The 13,158-nt window shown below is 67.1% G+C and carries 16 protein-coding genes; 10 read left to right on the top strand and 6 right to left on the bottom strand.

The annotated features are described in order from the left end of the window. Positions 1–91 precede the first annotated feature (91 nt). On the top strand, positions 92–415 hold the full coding sequence (locus tag F7R26_RS10950) for an FmdB family zinc ribbon protein (protein ID WP_150983616.1): 324 nt from the start codon (positions 92–94) through the stop codon (positions 413–415). A gap of 41 nt (positions 416–456) precedes the next feature. On the opposite strand, the gene F7R26_RS10945 is transcribed toward F7R26_RS10950, so the two are convergent. Both F7R26_RS10945 and F7R26_RS10940 read right to left on the bottom strand, forming a co-directional pair. Further along, positions 457–1,125, bottom strand: coding sequence for a hypothetical protein (locus F7R26_RS10945; protein WP_150983615.1), 669 nt, complete (start codon positions 1,123–1,125; stop codon positions 457–459). 109 nt (positions 1,126–1,234) lie between these two features. Beyond that, the gene (locus F7R26_RS10940; RefSeq protein ID WP_150983614.1) at positions 1,235–2,212 is read right to left on the bottom strand and encodes a D-2-hydroxyacid dehydrogenase; all 978 of its coding nucleotides are present in this window, start codon (positions 2,210–2,212) and stop codon (positions 1,235–1,237) included. 231 nt (positions 2,213–2,443) lie between these two features. Here F7R26_RS10940 and F7R26_RS10935 point away from each other — a divergent pair, with 231 nt between their 5' ends. From F7R26_RS10935 to F7R26_RS40945, 3 genes are all read left to right on the top strand, one after another. Continuing rightward, the gene (locus tag F7R26_RS10935; protein WP_150983695.1) at positions 2,444–3,343 is read left to right on the top strand and encodes a LysR family transcriptional regulator; all 900 of its coding nucleotides are present in this window, start codon (positions 2,444–2,446) and stop codon (positions 3,341–3,343) included. A gap of 117 nt (positions 3,344–3,460) precedes the next feature. Next, the gene (locus F7R26_RS10930; protein ID WP_150983613.1) at positions 3,461–3,844 is read left to right on the top strand and encodes a VOC family protein; all 384 of its coding nucleotides are present in this window, start codon (positions 3,461–3,463) and stop codon (positions 3,842–3,844) included. Next, entirely contained in the window at positions 3,841–3,954 is a 114-nt protein-coding gene (locus F7R26_RS40945) for a glycerate kinase (RefSeq protein WP_241754299.1), read from the top strand. The genes F7R26_RS10930 and F7R26_RS40945 overlap by 4 nt, the downstream gene beginning before the upstream one ends. On the opposite strand, the gene F7R26_RS10925 is transcribed toward F7R26_RS40945, so the two are convergent. Together F7R26_RS10925 and F7R26_RS10920 are read right to left on the bottom strand one after the other, a co-directional pair. Further along, the gene (locus F7R26_RS10925; protein WP_150983612.1) at positions 3,951–4,367 is read right to left on the bottom strand and encodes a methyl-accepting chemotaxis protein; all 417 of its coding nucleotides are present in this window, start codon (positions 4,365–4,367) and stop codon (positions 3,951–3,953) included. The two genes, F7R26_RS40945 and F7R26_RS10925, sit on opposite strands and share 4 nt — an antisense overlap. 18 nt (positions 4,368–4,385) lie before the next feature. Continuing rightward, on the bottom strand, positions 4,386–5,297 hold the full coding sequence (locus F7R26_RS10920) for a LysR family transcriptional regulator (protein WP_416351281.1): 912 nt from the start codon (positions 5,295–5,297) through the stop codon (positions 4,386–4,388). A gap of 461 nt (positions 5,298–5,758) precedes the next feature. On the opposite strand from F7R26_RS10920, the gene tam reads away from it, so the two are divergent. After that, the gene (tam, locus tag F7R26_RS10915) at positions 5,759–6,529 is read left to right on the top strand and encodes a trans-aconitate 2-methyltransferase (RefSeq protein WP_150983694.1); all 771 of its coding nucleotides are present in this window, start codon (positions 5,759–5,761) and stop codon (positions 6,527–6,529) included. 46 nt (positions 6,530–6,575) lie between these two features. Here the strand turns inward: tam and F7R26_RS10910 are convergent, their stop codons facing one another. After that, entirely contained in the window at positions 6,576–6,917 is a 342-nt protein-coding gene (locus F7R26_RS10910) for a zinc ribbon domain-containing protein YjdM (RefSeq protein WP_150983610.1), read from the bottom strand. A 212-nt stretch (positions 6,918–7,129) separates the two neighbouring features. Here F7R26_RS10910 and F7R26_RS10905 point away from each other — a divergent pair, with 212 nt between their 5' ends. Together F7R26_RS10905 and F7R26_RS10900 are read left to right on the top strand one after the other, a co-directional pair. Continuing rightward, a complete protein-coding gene (locus F7R26_RS10905; protein ID WP_416351330.1) occupies positions 7,130–8,128 on the top strand; it encodes a tripartite tricarboxylate transporter substrate-binding protein in 999 nt (332 codons plus the stop codon). A 233-nt stretch (positions 8,129–8,361) separates the two neighbouring features. Next, positions 8,362–9,324 (top strand): Bug family tripartite tricarboxylate transporter substrate binding protein, encoded by a 963-nt coding sequence (locus F7R26_RS10900; RefSeq protein WP_150983608.1) that lies wholly within the window; start codon positions 8,362–8,364, stop codon positions 9,322–9,324. A 16-nt stretch (positions 9,325–9,340) separates the two neighbouring features. Here the strand turns inward: F7R26_RS10900 and F7R26_RS10895 are convergent, their stop codons facing one another. Next, complete coding sequence (locus F7R26_RS10895) at positions 9,341–10,270, bottom strand: LysR family transcriptional regulator (RefSeq protein WP_150983607.1); 930 nt, start codon at positions 10,268–10,270, stop codon at positions 9,341–9,343. 153 nt (positions 10,271–10,423) lie between these two features. Between F7R26_RS10895 and F7R26_RS10890 the strand changes: the two genes are divergently transcribed. The 3 genes from F7R26_RS10890 (at position 10,424) to F7R26_RS10880 (ending at position 13,118) form a co-directional block, all read left to right on the top strand. Next, positions 10,424–10,963: a thiamine pyrophosphate-binding protein gene (locus tag F7R26_RS10890; protein WP_150983606.1), complete on the top strand. Its 540-nt coding sequence runs from the start codon at positions 10,424–10,426 to the stop codon at positions 10,961–10,963. Between the two features lie 4 nt (positions 10,964–10,967). Next, positions 10,968–11,564, top strand: coding sequence for a thiamine pyrophosphate-dependent enzyme (locus F7R26_RS10885; RefSeq protein ID WP_150983605.1), 597 nt, complete (start codon positions 10,968–10,970; stop codon positions 11,562–11,564). 84 nt (positions 11,565–11,648) lie between these two features. Further along, the gene (locus tag F7R26_RS10880) at positions 11,649–13,118 is read left to right on the top strand and encodes an aldehyde dehydrogenase (protein ID WP_150983604.1); all 1,470 of its coding nucleotides are present in this window, start codon (positions 11,649–11,651) and stop codon (positions 13,116–13,118) included. The last annotated feature ends 40 nt before the right edge of the window (positions 13,119–13,158 follow it).

Here is a 13,158-nt window from a genome sequence, read left to right as displayed (position 1 = left end):
GTGAAGTCACGGCGGGCGCGGGCTTCCGCCTTCCTCCTCCTTCCCCAAGGGGGCCCGCGCTTGCCACCTTCCACCAAGCGGAGATACCTGTATGCCCATGTACGAATACGCCTGCGAGGCGTGCGGCAGCTTCACCGCGGTGCGCCGCATCGACGAGCGCGACGCGCCGCAGCCATGCCCCGGCTGCGGCCACGCAGCCCGGCGCCAGGTCACCGCGACCATGCTGGCCCTGATGCCATCGGCCCGCCGCATTGCGCATGCGGGCAACGAGCGCAGCGCCCATGCGCCATCGAGTTCCCAGGGGCACCGGCATGGGCCGGGTTGTGGCTGTTCGGGCGGCAGCGCCGGCCTGGCCGGCAAGCCGGGTGCGGCCAAGTCCTTCCCCGGCACGCGGCCCTGGATGATCAGCCACTAGGGGAGACATCCCGATGGGGGCCAGCCCGATCGCCATCCCGGCTATTCGCCAACCACGATCGAGCTACGCACCCGGTCCAGCAGCGGCAGCCATACGCCGCGCGCCGTGTCGCGGCACGAGAGGATGAGCAGCAGCTCCTGGTCCGGCGTATAGATGTCGAAATGCTGCACGTAGATCGTGCCCTGCGCGCCGGTGCGCACGTAGTTGACGGCAATCGCCGGCCAGCCACCGATTGTCTCGAGGCGAGGCTCGTCGATGGAGAGCATCTCCCTGCCCGATGTCTTCAGGGAGTCGCGCATCCTGCGCTCGAAGCTCGCTGCGTATGCCAGAAGCATTGACCTGTCGAAGCGGCGGACCTGCTCGGGCGTGACTGGCGCTTGCGCCAGCGAGTTGACGATCACGGCCGCGTACGGATTCTGCACATTGGATACGGCATGCAGGAGGTTGACCGTCTGGCCCGCCGGCGCCGGGACGATGGAGACGCCCCCCACCGCGTCCGCGATGGTGCCGTTGGCCCGGCCCTGGGCCCCGGACAGGATGGTCCAGTCCTTGGGAACCTGAACGGCAACCTGCCTGGCAAGCCCGATCCGCACGAAAGGCACTGGCGCGCCCGCACCGGCCTGGGCGAAACACGGCGCGCAATTCAGGGCCAGGCCCAGCGCGCAGGCAGTCGCCACCGCCAGTACAAGCCTGCAGCATTGCGCACGCATGCTCCCTCCGTCGTGATCCCGAACAGGAACAATATAGACGCGAAGCGGCTTTCCGGCACGGATCCGGGCGTCGCACGCGCGCCATCATCGTTGTCCGGCCAGGGCAGGCTCAGCCCGCCACCACATTGCGCGGCGAGCCGGCCGCGAACGCCGCGATATTGTCGATCAGCTGGTCCGCCAGCGCCTGGATGGCCTCCCGGCTCGCCCAGACCACGTGCGGCGTGAGCAGGAAGGCGGGATGGTCGCGCAGTGCGTGGAACGGGTGGCCGGGGCCGGGCGGCTCCTGGGTGGCTACATCGAAACCGGCGCCGCAGACCTGTCCTTGCCGCAGGGCGTCGACCAGTGCGGCCTCGTCGACCAGGCCGCCGCGCGCGGTGTTGATCAGCAGCGGGCGGCGCGTCATCTGCGCGAACTCCTCGCGGCCGATCAGCCCCGCGTTGGCGGGGGTCAGCGGGCAGTGCAGCGTGATGATGTCGCTCAGGCGCAGCATGTCCGCGAAGGGCGTGTGTTGCGTGTCGGCGCTTTGCTGGCCCTTGCGGGCGGCGTACAGCACCTTGAGTCCCAGCAGCCGGGCGATCTCGCCCACCGAGCGGCCCAGGGTGCCGCCGCCGACGATGCCGATGGTCGAGCCGGCCAGGTCGTGGATCGGGTAGTCGTGAAAGCAGAACTGCCCCGAGGCCTGCCAGCGGCCCGCGCGCACCGCGTCGCAATAGGCATGCAGGCTGCGGCGCAGCGCGAAGATCAGCGCGAAGGTGTGCTCGGGCACCGTATGCACGGCGTAGTTGCGCACGTTCGACACGCAGATGCCGCGGGCGGCGCAGGCGCGCAGGTCGACGTGGTCGGTGCCGGTGGCCGCGATCGCCACCAGGCGCAGGCTGGCGGCCTCGCGCAGCACCTCGGCCGGCAGCTTGACCTTGTTGGTGATCACGATCTGCGCGTTGGCGATGCGCGCGGCCACTTCATGCGGCGCGGTGGCGTCAAAGACCGTCAGCCGGTGCGCGAACGGCAACGCGCGCAGCACGGTCTCGGGGGCCAGCGTGCCGCGGTCCAGGAAAACGACTTCCGGCGTGGTCTGGGAGGGGTTCATGGTGTTTGTGGTGTTTGTCGTGTCTGCCTGTCGGTAAGCCCGGGTGGCGAGTACGCCATGCCTCTGGCCATCGGCCGGCGCGCGTGGACCGGCCATGGTGGCCCTGGGCGCCCAAATTGACAATGCCGTTCTCGTCCACTAGCCTTTCCCGATTCTCAAACCTCGGGGCATGGCTTGACGGCCCTGGCCATCCGGCCGCCATCGACGCCGCCGCCCACCGGACGCTTTCGCGTGATCAATCCCGCCCATCTCGACCTGCAGTCCCTGCGCCTGTTCCTGGTGGTGGCGCAGAGCGGCAGCTTCACCAAGGCCGCCGAGCGCACCCACATGACGCTGTCGGCGCTCAGCCGCCGCGTTGCCGACCTGGAAAAGACCACCGATTGCGCCTTGTTCGTGAGGCTGCCGCGCGGGCTTGAGCTCACCCCGGCCGGCGTTGGGCTGGTCGGCCATGCGCGGGCCGTGCTGGATAGCGTGAATCGCCTGGCGGGCGACATGAGCGATTTCGCCATCGGCGTGCGGGGGCATGTGCGCGTGTGGGCCAACACCTCGGCCATCATCCAGTTCATGCCGCGGGACCTGGGCGTGTTCCTGCACGCGCAGCCGCTGATCCGCGTCAGCCTGGAGGAGCGCATGAGCGGCGAGGTGATCGCGGCGGTGGCGGGCGGGCAGGCGGATATCGGCGTGTTTGCCGACAACGTTGCGGCCGGCGCGCTGGAAAAGTTCGAGTATCGCCGTGACCGCCTGGTGGTGCTGGTGCCGCCGGATCATCCGCTGGCGGCGCGCGCCGAGGTGGCCTTTGCCGACGCGCTCGCATTCGATTTCGTCGGCCTCAACCAGGGCAGCTCGCTGCTGCAGCGGCTGGCCGACGCCGCGGCCGCGCTGGAGCGCGTGCTCAAGCTGCGGGTGCAGGTCAGCAGTTTCGATGCGATCTGCCGCATGATCGAGGCGGGCCTTGGCATCGGGGTCTTGCCCGAGGGCGCGGTGCGCGCCGAGATCCTTGGCGCCGGGTTGCGTGCCATCCGCCTTGCGGATCCGTGGGCTTCGCGCACGCTGTGGCTTGGCGTGAAATCGGCCGCGACGCTGCAGCCCGAGGCGCGCAAGCTGTTCGATCACCTGCTGGCGCCGCGCTGAGGCGGGCGCTTCAGCTTTGCGTTTTCGGAAAGGGTGCTGGCGCAATCCGACATGTTCATGTGCCTGCGCAACTGCCATGATGGCTTCCGGCCAAACCGCAGAGAGAGCAAGCGCGACATGATTGACCACCTCGACCACCTGGTGCTGACCAGCACGGATGCCGGCGCCACCATCGATTTCTATACGCGCGTGCTCGGCATGCAGCTGGAAACCTTCGGTGAGAACCGCGTGGCGTTCCGCTTCGGCAACCAGAAGATCAACCTGCACGTGCGCGGCGCGGAGTTCGAGCCCAAGGCGCACCTGCCGGTGCCCGGCGCGCTGGACCTGTGCTTCATTGCGTCGATCCCGCTCGACGGCGTGATCGAGCGGCTGCGCGCTGCCGGCTGGCCCATCGTTGCGGGCCCGGTCGCGCGGACCGGCGCCACGCAGAAGATCCGCTCCGTCTACGTGCGCGATCCGGACCTGAACCTGATCGAGATCTCCGAGCTGGACGCGCCGTGACGAGCGCTACGGCGTTGAGTAACGTGCCAGCGCGAGCGCTGCGCGTGCTGCTCGCGCCTGATTCGTTCAAGGGCAGCCTGGAAGCCGCCGCCGCGCGGCGTTCGGCTTAGAAGGACGACCAGTTGGACGCCGACGCCGCACTCGCGGCACTCGCCGCGCTGGCTATGCCCTGGTTTCCCAGCCTGAACACGGCCACTGTGTCGGAGGCGCGCTGGATGTCGCGGATGATCTCGCTCATGGTCGCGACCACGTCGCGGATCACTTCGCTGCCCGTGCGCACGGACAAGACGGCTTGCGCCAGGCCGTCCGGCATCTTCGCGATGCCCGACAGCAGCTGGCCCATTTCATCCCGCGAGCGGATCTCAACGGGGCGGCTCAGGTCGCCCGCGGTGATGTGGCCGAAGTGCGCGAGCGACGCCTCGATGATCTTCTGGTGGTCGGCCGATTTGACGGCGGTTGCGAAGGCATCGAGCGCGACGTACAGCGCCTTGCGCTTGGCAATGCAGCCCAGGGAGGACCGCACTGGAAACCATACGTACCTTCAACTGCGCATCTCGCGCATCTCGCGCACCATCGCGCGAAAGCGCGTCACGGCTGCCGGCAGCGCGCCCTGTCGCATCGCGAGGTGCAGGGGCGCGCTCAGCGGCGGGCTCTCGCCCAGCGGGCGATAGACGATATCTTCGCCACCCAGGCGGTGCATGGACGCGGGCACCACGGACACGCCAAGGCCTGCTGCCACCAGGCTCAGCGTGGCCGGCAGGCGGGGCGCTTCCTGCGCCACCAGCGGGCTGAAGCCCGCGGCGCGGCAAGCGGTCAGGATCGCGTCATATAAACCGGGCCCGGCGGGGCGGCGATAGAGGATGAAAGGCTCGCGCGCCAGCGCCGACAGCGGCAGCGCGCCGGCCTGCGCCGACAGCGGATGCCCGGCCGGCAACGCAGCCAGCATCGGCTCGTCCAGCACGGCATCGAGCACCAGCCCGGCGGTGCTGCCCACCGGCGAGCGGACGAACGCGGCGTCCAGGCGCTCGTGCAGGATCGCGTCCACCAGCTCGCTGGTGCCGGCTTCCTCCAGCGTCACGGCAACGCCCGGCACGCTCTCGCGAAACCGGCGCAGCACGGCGGGCACAAAAGGGTGCAGGGCGGCGGAGCTGGTAAAGCCCACCGCCAGCCGCCCTTGCTCCCCGGCCGCGGCGCGGCGCACCACATCGGCCACGCCCTCGGCCCGGGCCAGCACGGCGCGGGCCTCTTCCAGCAATGCCAGGCCGGCCTCTGTCGGGCGCACGCCGCGCGGCAGGCGGCGCATCAGCAAAACACCCAGCTCCTCCTCCAGTCCGCGCAACAGGCGCGTGAGCGGCGGCTGTTGCATGCCCAGGCGCTCGGCGGCGCGGGTGACGTGGCCTTCCTCGGCCAGCACGACAAAGGCGCGCAGCCGGCGAAGCTCAATCATTGCCATACTCCCAAGGTATTGAAATCGTGCTAAATATGCATTGGAAATCATAGCAGTTCGGCTCTATCCTGACGGCATGCATCGGACATCCACGGAGCACGGCCATGCAAGAACAGGATCTGGGCAAGGACAACGACTACGACAAGGACGCCAATCTTCCTGCGTCGTCGCACCCTGGCAACCTGCTTGCGTTCCTGGCGTGGCTGGACGCCATGCCGCGCACCTTCGCCGACACCATGGAGGCATGGCGCACGTCCTGCCCACGGCTGTCCGCGTGGGAGGATGCGACAACGGCCGGCCTGGTGGACATGGCGTCCCGGCCCGGTGTGCCGCGCGCGCAGGCCATCGTCACGCTGACCGCCAAGGGCAGGGCCGCGTTGCAGCAGGCGAGGCAGCCCGCGATGCCGAAGCATCCGAACAAGCCAGAACTTCCAAAGCACGAGAAGCGAACCCGCAAAGGAGCAGCAATGACTTGGTCAGCCAAGCAATACGTGAAATTCGAGAACGAGCGTACCCGCCCGGTGCGCGACCTGCTGGCCGCGGTGCCGGGGCGCGAGCCGCGTGTCGCGGTAGACATCGGCTGCGGCCCGGGCAATTCGACCGAAGTGCTGGCCGCCTGCTTTCCCGGCGCGAGCGTGACGGGGCTGGACAGCTCGGCCGACATGGTCGAAGCCGCGCGCAAGCGGCTGCCGGCGTTGAAGTTCGAGGTGAGCCGCATCGAAACCTGGTACGACCCGGGCCCTTACGACGTGATCCTCGCCAATGCCGTGCTGCAATGGCTGCCCGACCACGGCCGCCTGCTGCCTGCGCTTGCCGCCAAGCTGGCGCCCGGCGGCAGCCTCGCCATCCAGGTGCCCGACACGCTGGACACGCCCGCACACCGCCTCATGCGCGAAGTCGCCGCCGACGGCCCGTGGGCCGGCAAGCTGGCCGCCGCTTCGCAGGCGCGTACCGGGCTGCAAGGGCCTGGCTGGTACTACGAACTGCTACGCGCGCATTGCGCAGCGGTCGATGTCTGGCACACCACCTACTACCACGCGCTGGCCGGCGGCCCCGCGGCGATTGTCGAGTGGTTCAAGGGCACCGGACTGCGCCCCTTCCTGGACCCGCTGGATGAAGCCGAGCGCGCGGCTTACCTGGAGCGCTACACCGCGCAAGTGGCGCGCGCCTATCCGCCGATGGCGGATGGCACGGTGCTGCTGCCGTTCCCGCGGTTCTTCATCGTGGCCACGCGCTGACCGGCACCGGGGCCGCAACCAACAGCGTGCGGCGTGTCAAGCAGGCTCAGGCCTTGCGCAGGTAGCAGGCCTTGAGCATGAAGCTGCCGGCGTCCATCTTGCAATCGACCTCGTGGTCGCCGCCCACCAGCCGGATGCTCTTGACCTTGGTGCCCATCTTCAGCGTGATGGACGAGCCCTTGACCTTCAGGTCCTTGATCAGCACCACGGCGTCGCCGTCGTTCAACACGGCGCCGTTGGCATCTTTCACCACGGCCTGGACGTTGTCATCGTCCTGCGCGGCGGCCACCATGGCCCATTCGTGGCCGCAGTCGGCGCAGACAAAGTTGTCGCCGTCAGGGTAGGTGTTCTCCAGGGCGCATTGGGGGCAGGCGGGGATAGTGGGCATGACGGCTTCCGGTTACTTGAGGCTTGAGGCTTGAGGCTTTTGGGGGGGCTAGAGTATAGCGGGCGGCGGGCCCGCGTTCGGCCACGGCGTATGGCCCGTTCAGATCATCGTGATTCTCTCGCGCCGGCTTATCCGGCAATCTTCGGCCAGCACCCTATAACAGGCAAGCGCCCCAGCTTGCCGGCCTGGTTTCGGAGACAACGATGATTGGCATGACCGCGATGAAGCACGTAGGCACTGGCTTGAAGTGGATGGTTCTTGGACCGATTGCGGCGGGGCTTGCCTCGGGCGCGATGGCCGTGGAAGCGTTCCCATCCAAGCCGGTCACGCTGGTGGTTCCCTTTTCGGCGGGCGGCCCGACGGATGTCGTGGCGCGGGCACTCGCGCAGGCGATGTCCAGGGATCTCGGGCAAAGCGTGATCGTGGAGAACCGCCTCGGTGCCGGCGGCACGGTCGCGGCGGCCTATGTCGCACGGGCCCGGCCGGACGGCTACACGATCCTGATCCACCACAACGGGATGGCGACGGCGCCCGCGCTGTACAAGAAGCTGTCGTACAGCCCGCTCAAGGACTTCGAGTACATCGGGCAAGTCGCGGATGTCCCGATGACGCTGCTCGGGCGCAAGGACCTGCCCCCGGCCACCACGCAAGACCTGGTGAAGTACGTCGCCCAGAACAAGGACAAGGTCTCCCTGGCCAACGCCGGCCTGGGGGCGGTATCCCAGCTGTGCGGGCTGTTGTTCGAGGAGGCGGTGCATGTGAAGCTGAACGCGATTCCTTACCAGGGCACCGGGCCGGCGCTCACGGCGCTGCTCGGCGGGCAGGTCGACCTGTTGTGCGACCAGACCACCTCGACGCTGCCGCATATCAACGCCAACCGGCTCAGGTTCTACGGCGTGACCACGCCCAAGCGCATCAAGGCGCTGCCCAATGCCCCGACGTTGCAAGAGGGTGGCATGAAGGGCTTCGAGATGAAAGTCTGGCATGGGGTCTACGCGCCCAGGGGCACGCCGCCGGCCGTCACCGCGCGCCTGACCAAGGCACTGCAGAAGGGCTTGCAGGACCCCATGGTAGCGAAGCGCCTCGATGACCTTGGCGCCGAGATCGTGCCCGTCGACAAGCAGACGCCGGAAGGGCTGCATGGCTGGCTCAAGACGGAAAGCGACAAATGGCAACCGCTGCTGAGAACGATGAAGGTGGAAACGGACTAACGTTGAAGACGACAGCGGGCCATGGCCCGCCGCCATGGCAAGCACGCCGCCCTGCAACCGCAGCGCGGCGTTTTTTGCGTTCGGCACCGCCTGGGCGCGCGCGGCAGGCATGTCGTTCGCTGATGGCAGCAGCGTCATTTTCTATTTCACCATTCACTCACCCGCTGGCTACCATCGTCTCCACGGGTTTGGCGATTTTCCCCTGGCCCGCACCATAACAATCTGGAAGAGACATGAAACGCTTGATTGTGCAAGTCGGGGTGGGTGCGTTCGTCTGTGTTGGCGCGCACGCCCAGCCGGCATACCCCGACCATCCCATCCGCATGGTGGTTGGCTTTGCCGCGGGCGGCAGCACGGACATGGTGGCGCGTATTGTCGCCAACAAGGTTGGCATGCTGCTGGGCCAGCCGATCGTGGTCGAGAACCGGGCAGGCGCGGGCGGCAGCATTGCCACCGACGCCGTTGCCAAGAGCAAGGCCGACGGCTACACGCTGCTGTTCGGCACCAGCTCGCACGCCATCAATGCGTCGCTATACAAGACGCTTCCCTATGACAGCGGCGCGGTCGTGCCCGTGTCCATCGTGGCCGCCGTGCCGATGGTGCTCTCGGTGAACCCATCGGTGAAAGCCAGCACGGCAAAGGAGCTGGTCGACGATATCAGGAAGAACCCCGGCAAGTACAGCTACGGCTCCGCCGGCAAGGGCAGCGCGTTGCATATGGCCGTGGAGCTGCTGAAGTACCAGGAGCACCTGGACGTCGTCCACGCGCCTTACCGGGGTGCCAGCCAGGCGATCCAGTCCGTGATGTCCGGCGACCTGCAGTTCATTACCGATGCCGTATCCACCTCCGCGCCCATGATCAAGGCCGGGCGCCTGAAGGCGCTCGCGGTCACCACCGGTACGCGTTCCAGCGTGCTGCCGAATGTTCCGACGATGAAGGAAGCGGGCTTTCCCGGCTACGAGACATCGATCTGGAACATGGTGATGGTGCCGCGGGGCACGCCCGCGCCTGCGATCGAAAAGCTGAGCGTGGCCTTGCAGCAGGCCGTCAAGGACCCGGAAGTGCGGGAGCGGATGGAGAAGATCGGCGTGGAGCCCGTGGTGGATTCCAGCCCGGATAAAGCCGCCAGGTTCGTGCAGGCGGAGACACGCCGCTGGGCGGAGGTGATCAAGGCGGGCAACATCCAGGCGGACTGAATGCGGGCCCGGCAGGCTATGCGCCAATCCAGGTGGCGCCCGGCCAGGCGCCATCCAGCACCAGGCGCTTGATCAGCGTGACCAGTTCCGCCGAGGCGAAGCTGGCGGCAGGCGACATCCGGCGCGTGGCCGGATGCGCCAGCACGATACGCCGGGAAAGGTTGGGCGAGGTGATCGGCGCCGCGGCCAGCGTCCCTTTTTCCAGCTCTTCGGAGACGGCGGAGCTGGGCAGGACCGTATAGCCAAAGCCCTTGGCCACCAGGGATTTCTGCACGCTCAGGGAGTTGGTCTCGACGGCGATCGTGAGCGTCACCCCCGCCACCGCGCACGCATGCTCGACTACCGTGCGCAGCCCGTGCGGCGCATTGGGCAGCACCAGCGGCAGGTCCCGCAGGCTCTCGATGGTATGCGCGGCGCCCGCGGGCACGGTGCCGGGGGCGCCAATCAGGCAGAGCTGCTCGTCGAGCAGCGCCTCGACCTGCAAGCCGGGAGATGCCTTGATGTCGTACAGCAGCGCGATCTCGACGTCGCCCGCCTCCAGCCATTGCAGGAGGTTGCCCGCGTAACCCACGTTGAGCCGCACGACCAGTTGCGGGTGCGTGCCTCTGACGGTTGCGACCAGCTCCGCGGCCAGCAGCTCGCAGGTGCTGGGCAGCAGGCCGACGGCGGCCATGCCAGAGATCGCCCCGGCTACCGGCTGGATCTCCGCCTTGGCCCGGTCGAGCTCGCGCAGCGCGCGGCGCCCGTACTCAACCAGCGTCCGGCCCGCGTCGGTGAGGACCATGCCGTGCCGTTCGCGCTCGAACAGCTCCACGCCGAACTCCTCCTCAAGCAGCCGCACATGCCGGGAAACGGCCGGCTGCACGATGCGAAGCAGCTCGGCGGCCTTGGTGGCGCTGCCGGTCTCGGCGATGGCCAGGAGGGCACGAAGCTGCTTGATGTCCATTGGCGTGTTCCTAAGTGTTCCTAAGTGTTGCTGTGATTCTGGTGGTTGGCCGGCTATCCAAATTACTGATGGTGGAATCAAATTATTCTATTTCATATGAGATTCCATTCAATTTTATGATAACAGCGTTGTTCCCTACCTGGATCACTTCCCATGACAAATCCAAATCCAAATCCTGAGCCTCTTGCCTGGCAAGAGGACATCTTCCAAGCCATCAAGCAAGCCGGAGTCCGGCAAATTGCCTATGTGCCGGATGCAGGGCACTCGCACGTTATCAAGCGGGCCAAGGCCGACCCGGCGATCCGCGACATTGTCCTCACCACCGAGGAGGAGGGCGTCGGCGTTGTCAGCGGCGCGTGGCTGGGCGGTGAGCGCGCGGTCCTGCTCATGCAGAGCAGCGGCGTGGGCAACTGCGTGAACATGTTCTCGCTGCTGGAAAGCTGCCGTTTCCCGTTTTTCACCATCGTGACCATGCGTGGCGAGTACGCCGAGTTCAATCCCTGGCAGGGGCCGATGGGCCTGGCAACCGAGGCGGCGCTCAAGCTGATGGGCATCACGGTGTACCGCGTGGACTCGCCGCAAGACGCAGCCGAACTGGTCGACGCGGGCCTGGCTAGCGCCTTCGACGCCGGGCAACGCGTGGCGATTCTTCTCTCTCAAAGCCTTATCGGCCGCAAAAAATGGGTGCGCTGAACCTATGACTACCTTGACCTCCAAGCCGGCGATCGACCGCCGCGATTTCGTTGCCGCCCTGCTCAAGCAGTTTCCCGATGCGCTGGTCGTGACCGGTCTCGGCTCGCCCTCGTACGACGTCTTTGCCGCCGGCGACCGCCCGGGCAATTTCTACCTGTGGGGCGCCATGGGCGGCTCAACGTCGGTGGCGCTGGGGCTGGCCCTGGCACAACCGCAAAAGCAGGTGATCGCCATCACCGGCGATGGCGAGCAGTTGATGGGCATCGGCAGCCTGGCGACTGCCGCGGCGCAGAACCCGAGCAACCTCGCGGTGGTGATCCTGGACAACGGCCACTTTGGCGAGACCGGCATGCAGCAAAGCCACACCAGCCTGGGCACCAACCTGGCAAAGGTGGCCAAGGCGTGCGGCGTGCCGTCCACGCTGGAGATCTTTGACATGGACGAAGTGCAGGCGCTGGTGCAGGCGATCAGGAACGCCGACGGCATGACCGTGGCGCAGGTGCGCATCGCCGCCGAAGAGCACCAGCGCGCCTTGCCGCCGCGCGATGGCGTGTTCGTCAAGAACCGGTTCCGCCAGCATCTGGGTTTCGCGCCGTTCTAGCCGTCCTGCCGCAGCTTGCCATCCTGTGCCTCGCATCCTGCGAATCCATCCTGCACTTTCAATCTGACCGGACAGCATCGCGCCATGAAGCAATATCAAATGTTCATCGACGGGACCTTCGTGAATGCAAGCGACGGTCGCTGGTTCGAAACCCAGAATCCTTTCACTGGCAAGGCCTGGGCAGAGGTAGCCCGCGGCACGGCGGCCGATGTGGACCGCGCGGCCGGCGCAGCCGATCGTGCGTTCCGCGCGGGCCCCTGGGCGGCGCTGACAGCCACCCAGCGTGGCGCGTTGCTGCGCAAGCTCGGCGACCTGATCGCCAGGGACGCGGAGCGCCTGGCTGAGTTCGAAGTGCAGGACAACGGCAAGCTGCTCGCCGAGATGAGCGGGCAGGTAAGGTACCTGCCGCAGTGGTTCTACTACTTTGGCGGCCTGGCCGACAAGATCGAGGGCACGGTCATCCCGCTCGACAAGAAGGGCTACTTCAACTACACGCGCAGCGAGCCCCTGGGCGTGGTGGCCGCCATCACGCCCTGGAATTCGCCGCTGATGCTGCTGGCGTGGAAGATCGCGCCGGCGCTGGCCTCCGGGTGCACGGTGGTGGTCAAGCCGTCGGAGTTCACCTCGGTTTCCGCGCTGGAACTGGCGCTCCTGTTTCAGGAGGCAGGCTTTCCGCCCGGCGTCTTCAACGTCGTGACGGGTTTCGGCGCGGAGGTCGGGGCGCCGCTCGTCACGCATCCGCTGGTCAGAAAGGTCACGTTCACGGGGTCCGATGCCACCGGCCGCGTCATCAACCAGCAGTGCGCGGCGCAGTTCAAGCATGTCAGCCTGGAGCTTGGCGGCAAGTCGCCCAACATCGTGTTCAACGACGCCAATCTGGACGATGCCGTCAACGGCGCTGTCTCGGGGATCTTCGCGGCCAGCGGACAAACCTGCATTGCCGGTTCTCGCCTGCTGCTGCAGCAAGACATCCACGATGCCTTCGTCGACAAGCTGGTGGCACTCGCCAGGACGGCAAAGCTTGGCAACCCCATGAATGCCTCGACGCAGGTCGGGCCCATCACCACGCCGGCGCAGTACGACAAGGTGCTTTCCTACATCCGGATTGCCAGGGACGAGGGCGCCCGCCTTGTGCTGGGCGGGCAGCCTGCGTCGTGCGGGCAAGGGTGGTTTGTCGAGCCGACCATCTTCTGCGGGGTGACGCCGCAAATGCGCATCGCGCGCGAGGAAGTCTTTGGCCCGGTGCTCTCCATCCTGAAGTTCAAGGATGAAAGCGAGGCGATAGCGATCGCCAACGATAGCTGCTATGGCCTTGGGGCGGGCGTGTGGACCAGCGATATCGGCCGGGCATTCCGCATGGCCGAGAAGATACAGGCCGGCACCGTGTGGGTGAATACCTATCGGGCGGTCAGCGTCATGTCGCCGTTCGGCGGTTACAAGGATTCCGGCCTGGGGCGGGAGAACGGCATCGACGCGATCCGGGCGTATCTCCAGACCAAGAGCGTCTGGATCAATACCGGCGCGGACTCGGGCAATCCGTTTGCCATGCGGTAGCGCGCCTGATTGGTGGGAGCGATCAGTGGGACGTCCAGGT

It is taken from the genome of Cupriavidus basilensis (assembly GCF_008801925.2).
Taxonomy (GTDB): domain Bacteria; phylum Pseudomonadota; class Gammaproteobacteria; order Burkholderiales; family Burkholderiaceae; genus Cupriavidus; species Cupriavidus basilensis.
The sequence above is the reverse complement of the archived record's forward strand: the minus strand, read 5'-3'. Positions and strand labels throughout refer to the sequence as shown.

Coding starts and splice junctions, on each gene's coding strand:
- F7R26_RS10950 (WP_150983616.1), top strand. CDS start 92: ATGCCCATGTACGAATACGCCTGCGAGGCGTGCGGCAGCTTCACCGCG.
- F7R26_RS10945 (WP_150983615.1), bottom strand. CDS start 1,125: ATGCGTGCGCAATGCTGCAGGCTTGTACTGGCGGTGGCGACTGCCTGC.
- F7R26_RS10940 (WP_150983614.1), bottom strand. CDS start 2,212: ATGAACCCCTCCCAGACCACGCCGGAAGTCGTTTTCCTGGACCGCGGC.
- F7R26_RS10930 (WP_150983613.1), top strand. CDS start 3,461: ATGATTGACCACCTCGACCACCTGGTGCTGACCAGCACGGATGCCGGC.
- F7R26_RS10920 (WP_416351281.1), bottom strand. CDS start 5,297: ATGGCAATGATTGAGCTTCGCCGGCTGCGCGCCTTTGTCGTGCTGGCC.
- tam (WP_150983694.1), top strand. CDS start 5,759: ATGACTTGGTCAGCCAAGCAATACGTGAAATTCGAGAACGAGCGTACC.
- F7R26_RS10910 (WP_150983610.1), bottom strand. CDS start 6,917: ATGCCCACTATCCCCGCCTGCCCCCAATGCGCCCTGGAGAACACCTAC.
- F7R26_RS10905 (WP_416351330.1), top strand. CDS start 7,130: ATGACCGCGATGAAGCACGTAGGCACTGGCTTGAAGTGGATGGTTCTT.
- F7R26_RS10900 (WP_150983608.1), top strand. CDS start 8,362: ATGAAACGCTTGATTGTGCAAGTCGGGGTGGGTGCGTTCGTCTGTGTT.
- F7R26_RS10895 (WP_150983607.1), bottom strand. CDS start 10,270: ATGGACATCAAGCAGCTTCGTGCCCTCCTGGCCATCGCCGAGACCGGC.
- F7R26_RS10890 (WP_150983606.1), top strand. CDS start 10,424: ATGACAAATCCAAATCCAAATCCTGAGCCTCTTGCCTGGCAAGAGGAC.
- F7R26_RS10885 (WP_150983605.1), top strand. CDS start 10,968: ATGACTACCTTGACCTCCAAGCCGGCGATCGACCGCCGCGATTTCGTT.
- F7R26_RS10880 (WP_150983604.1), top strand. CDS start 11,649: ATGAAGCAATATCAAATGTTCATCGACGGGACCTTCGTGAATGCAAGC.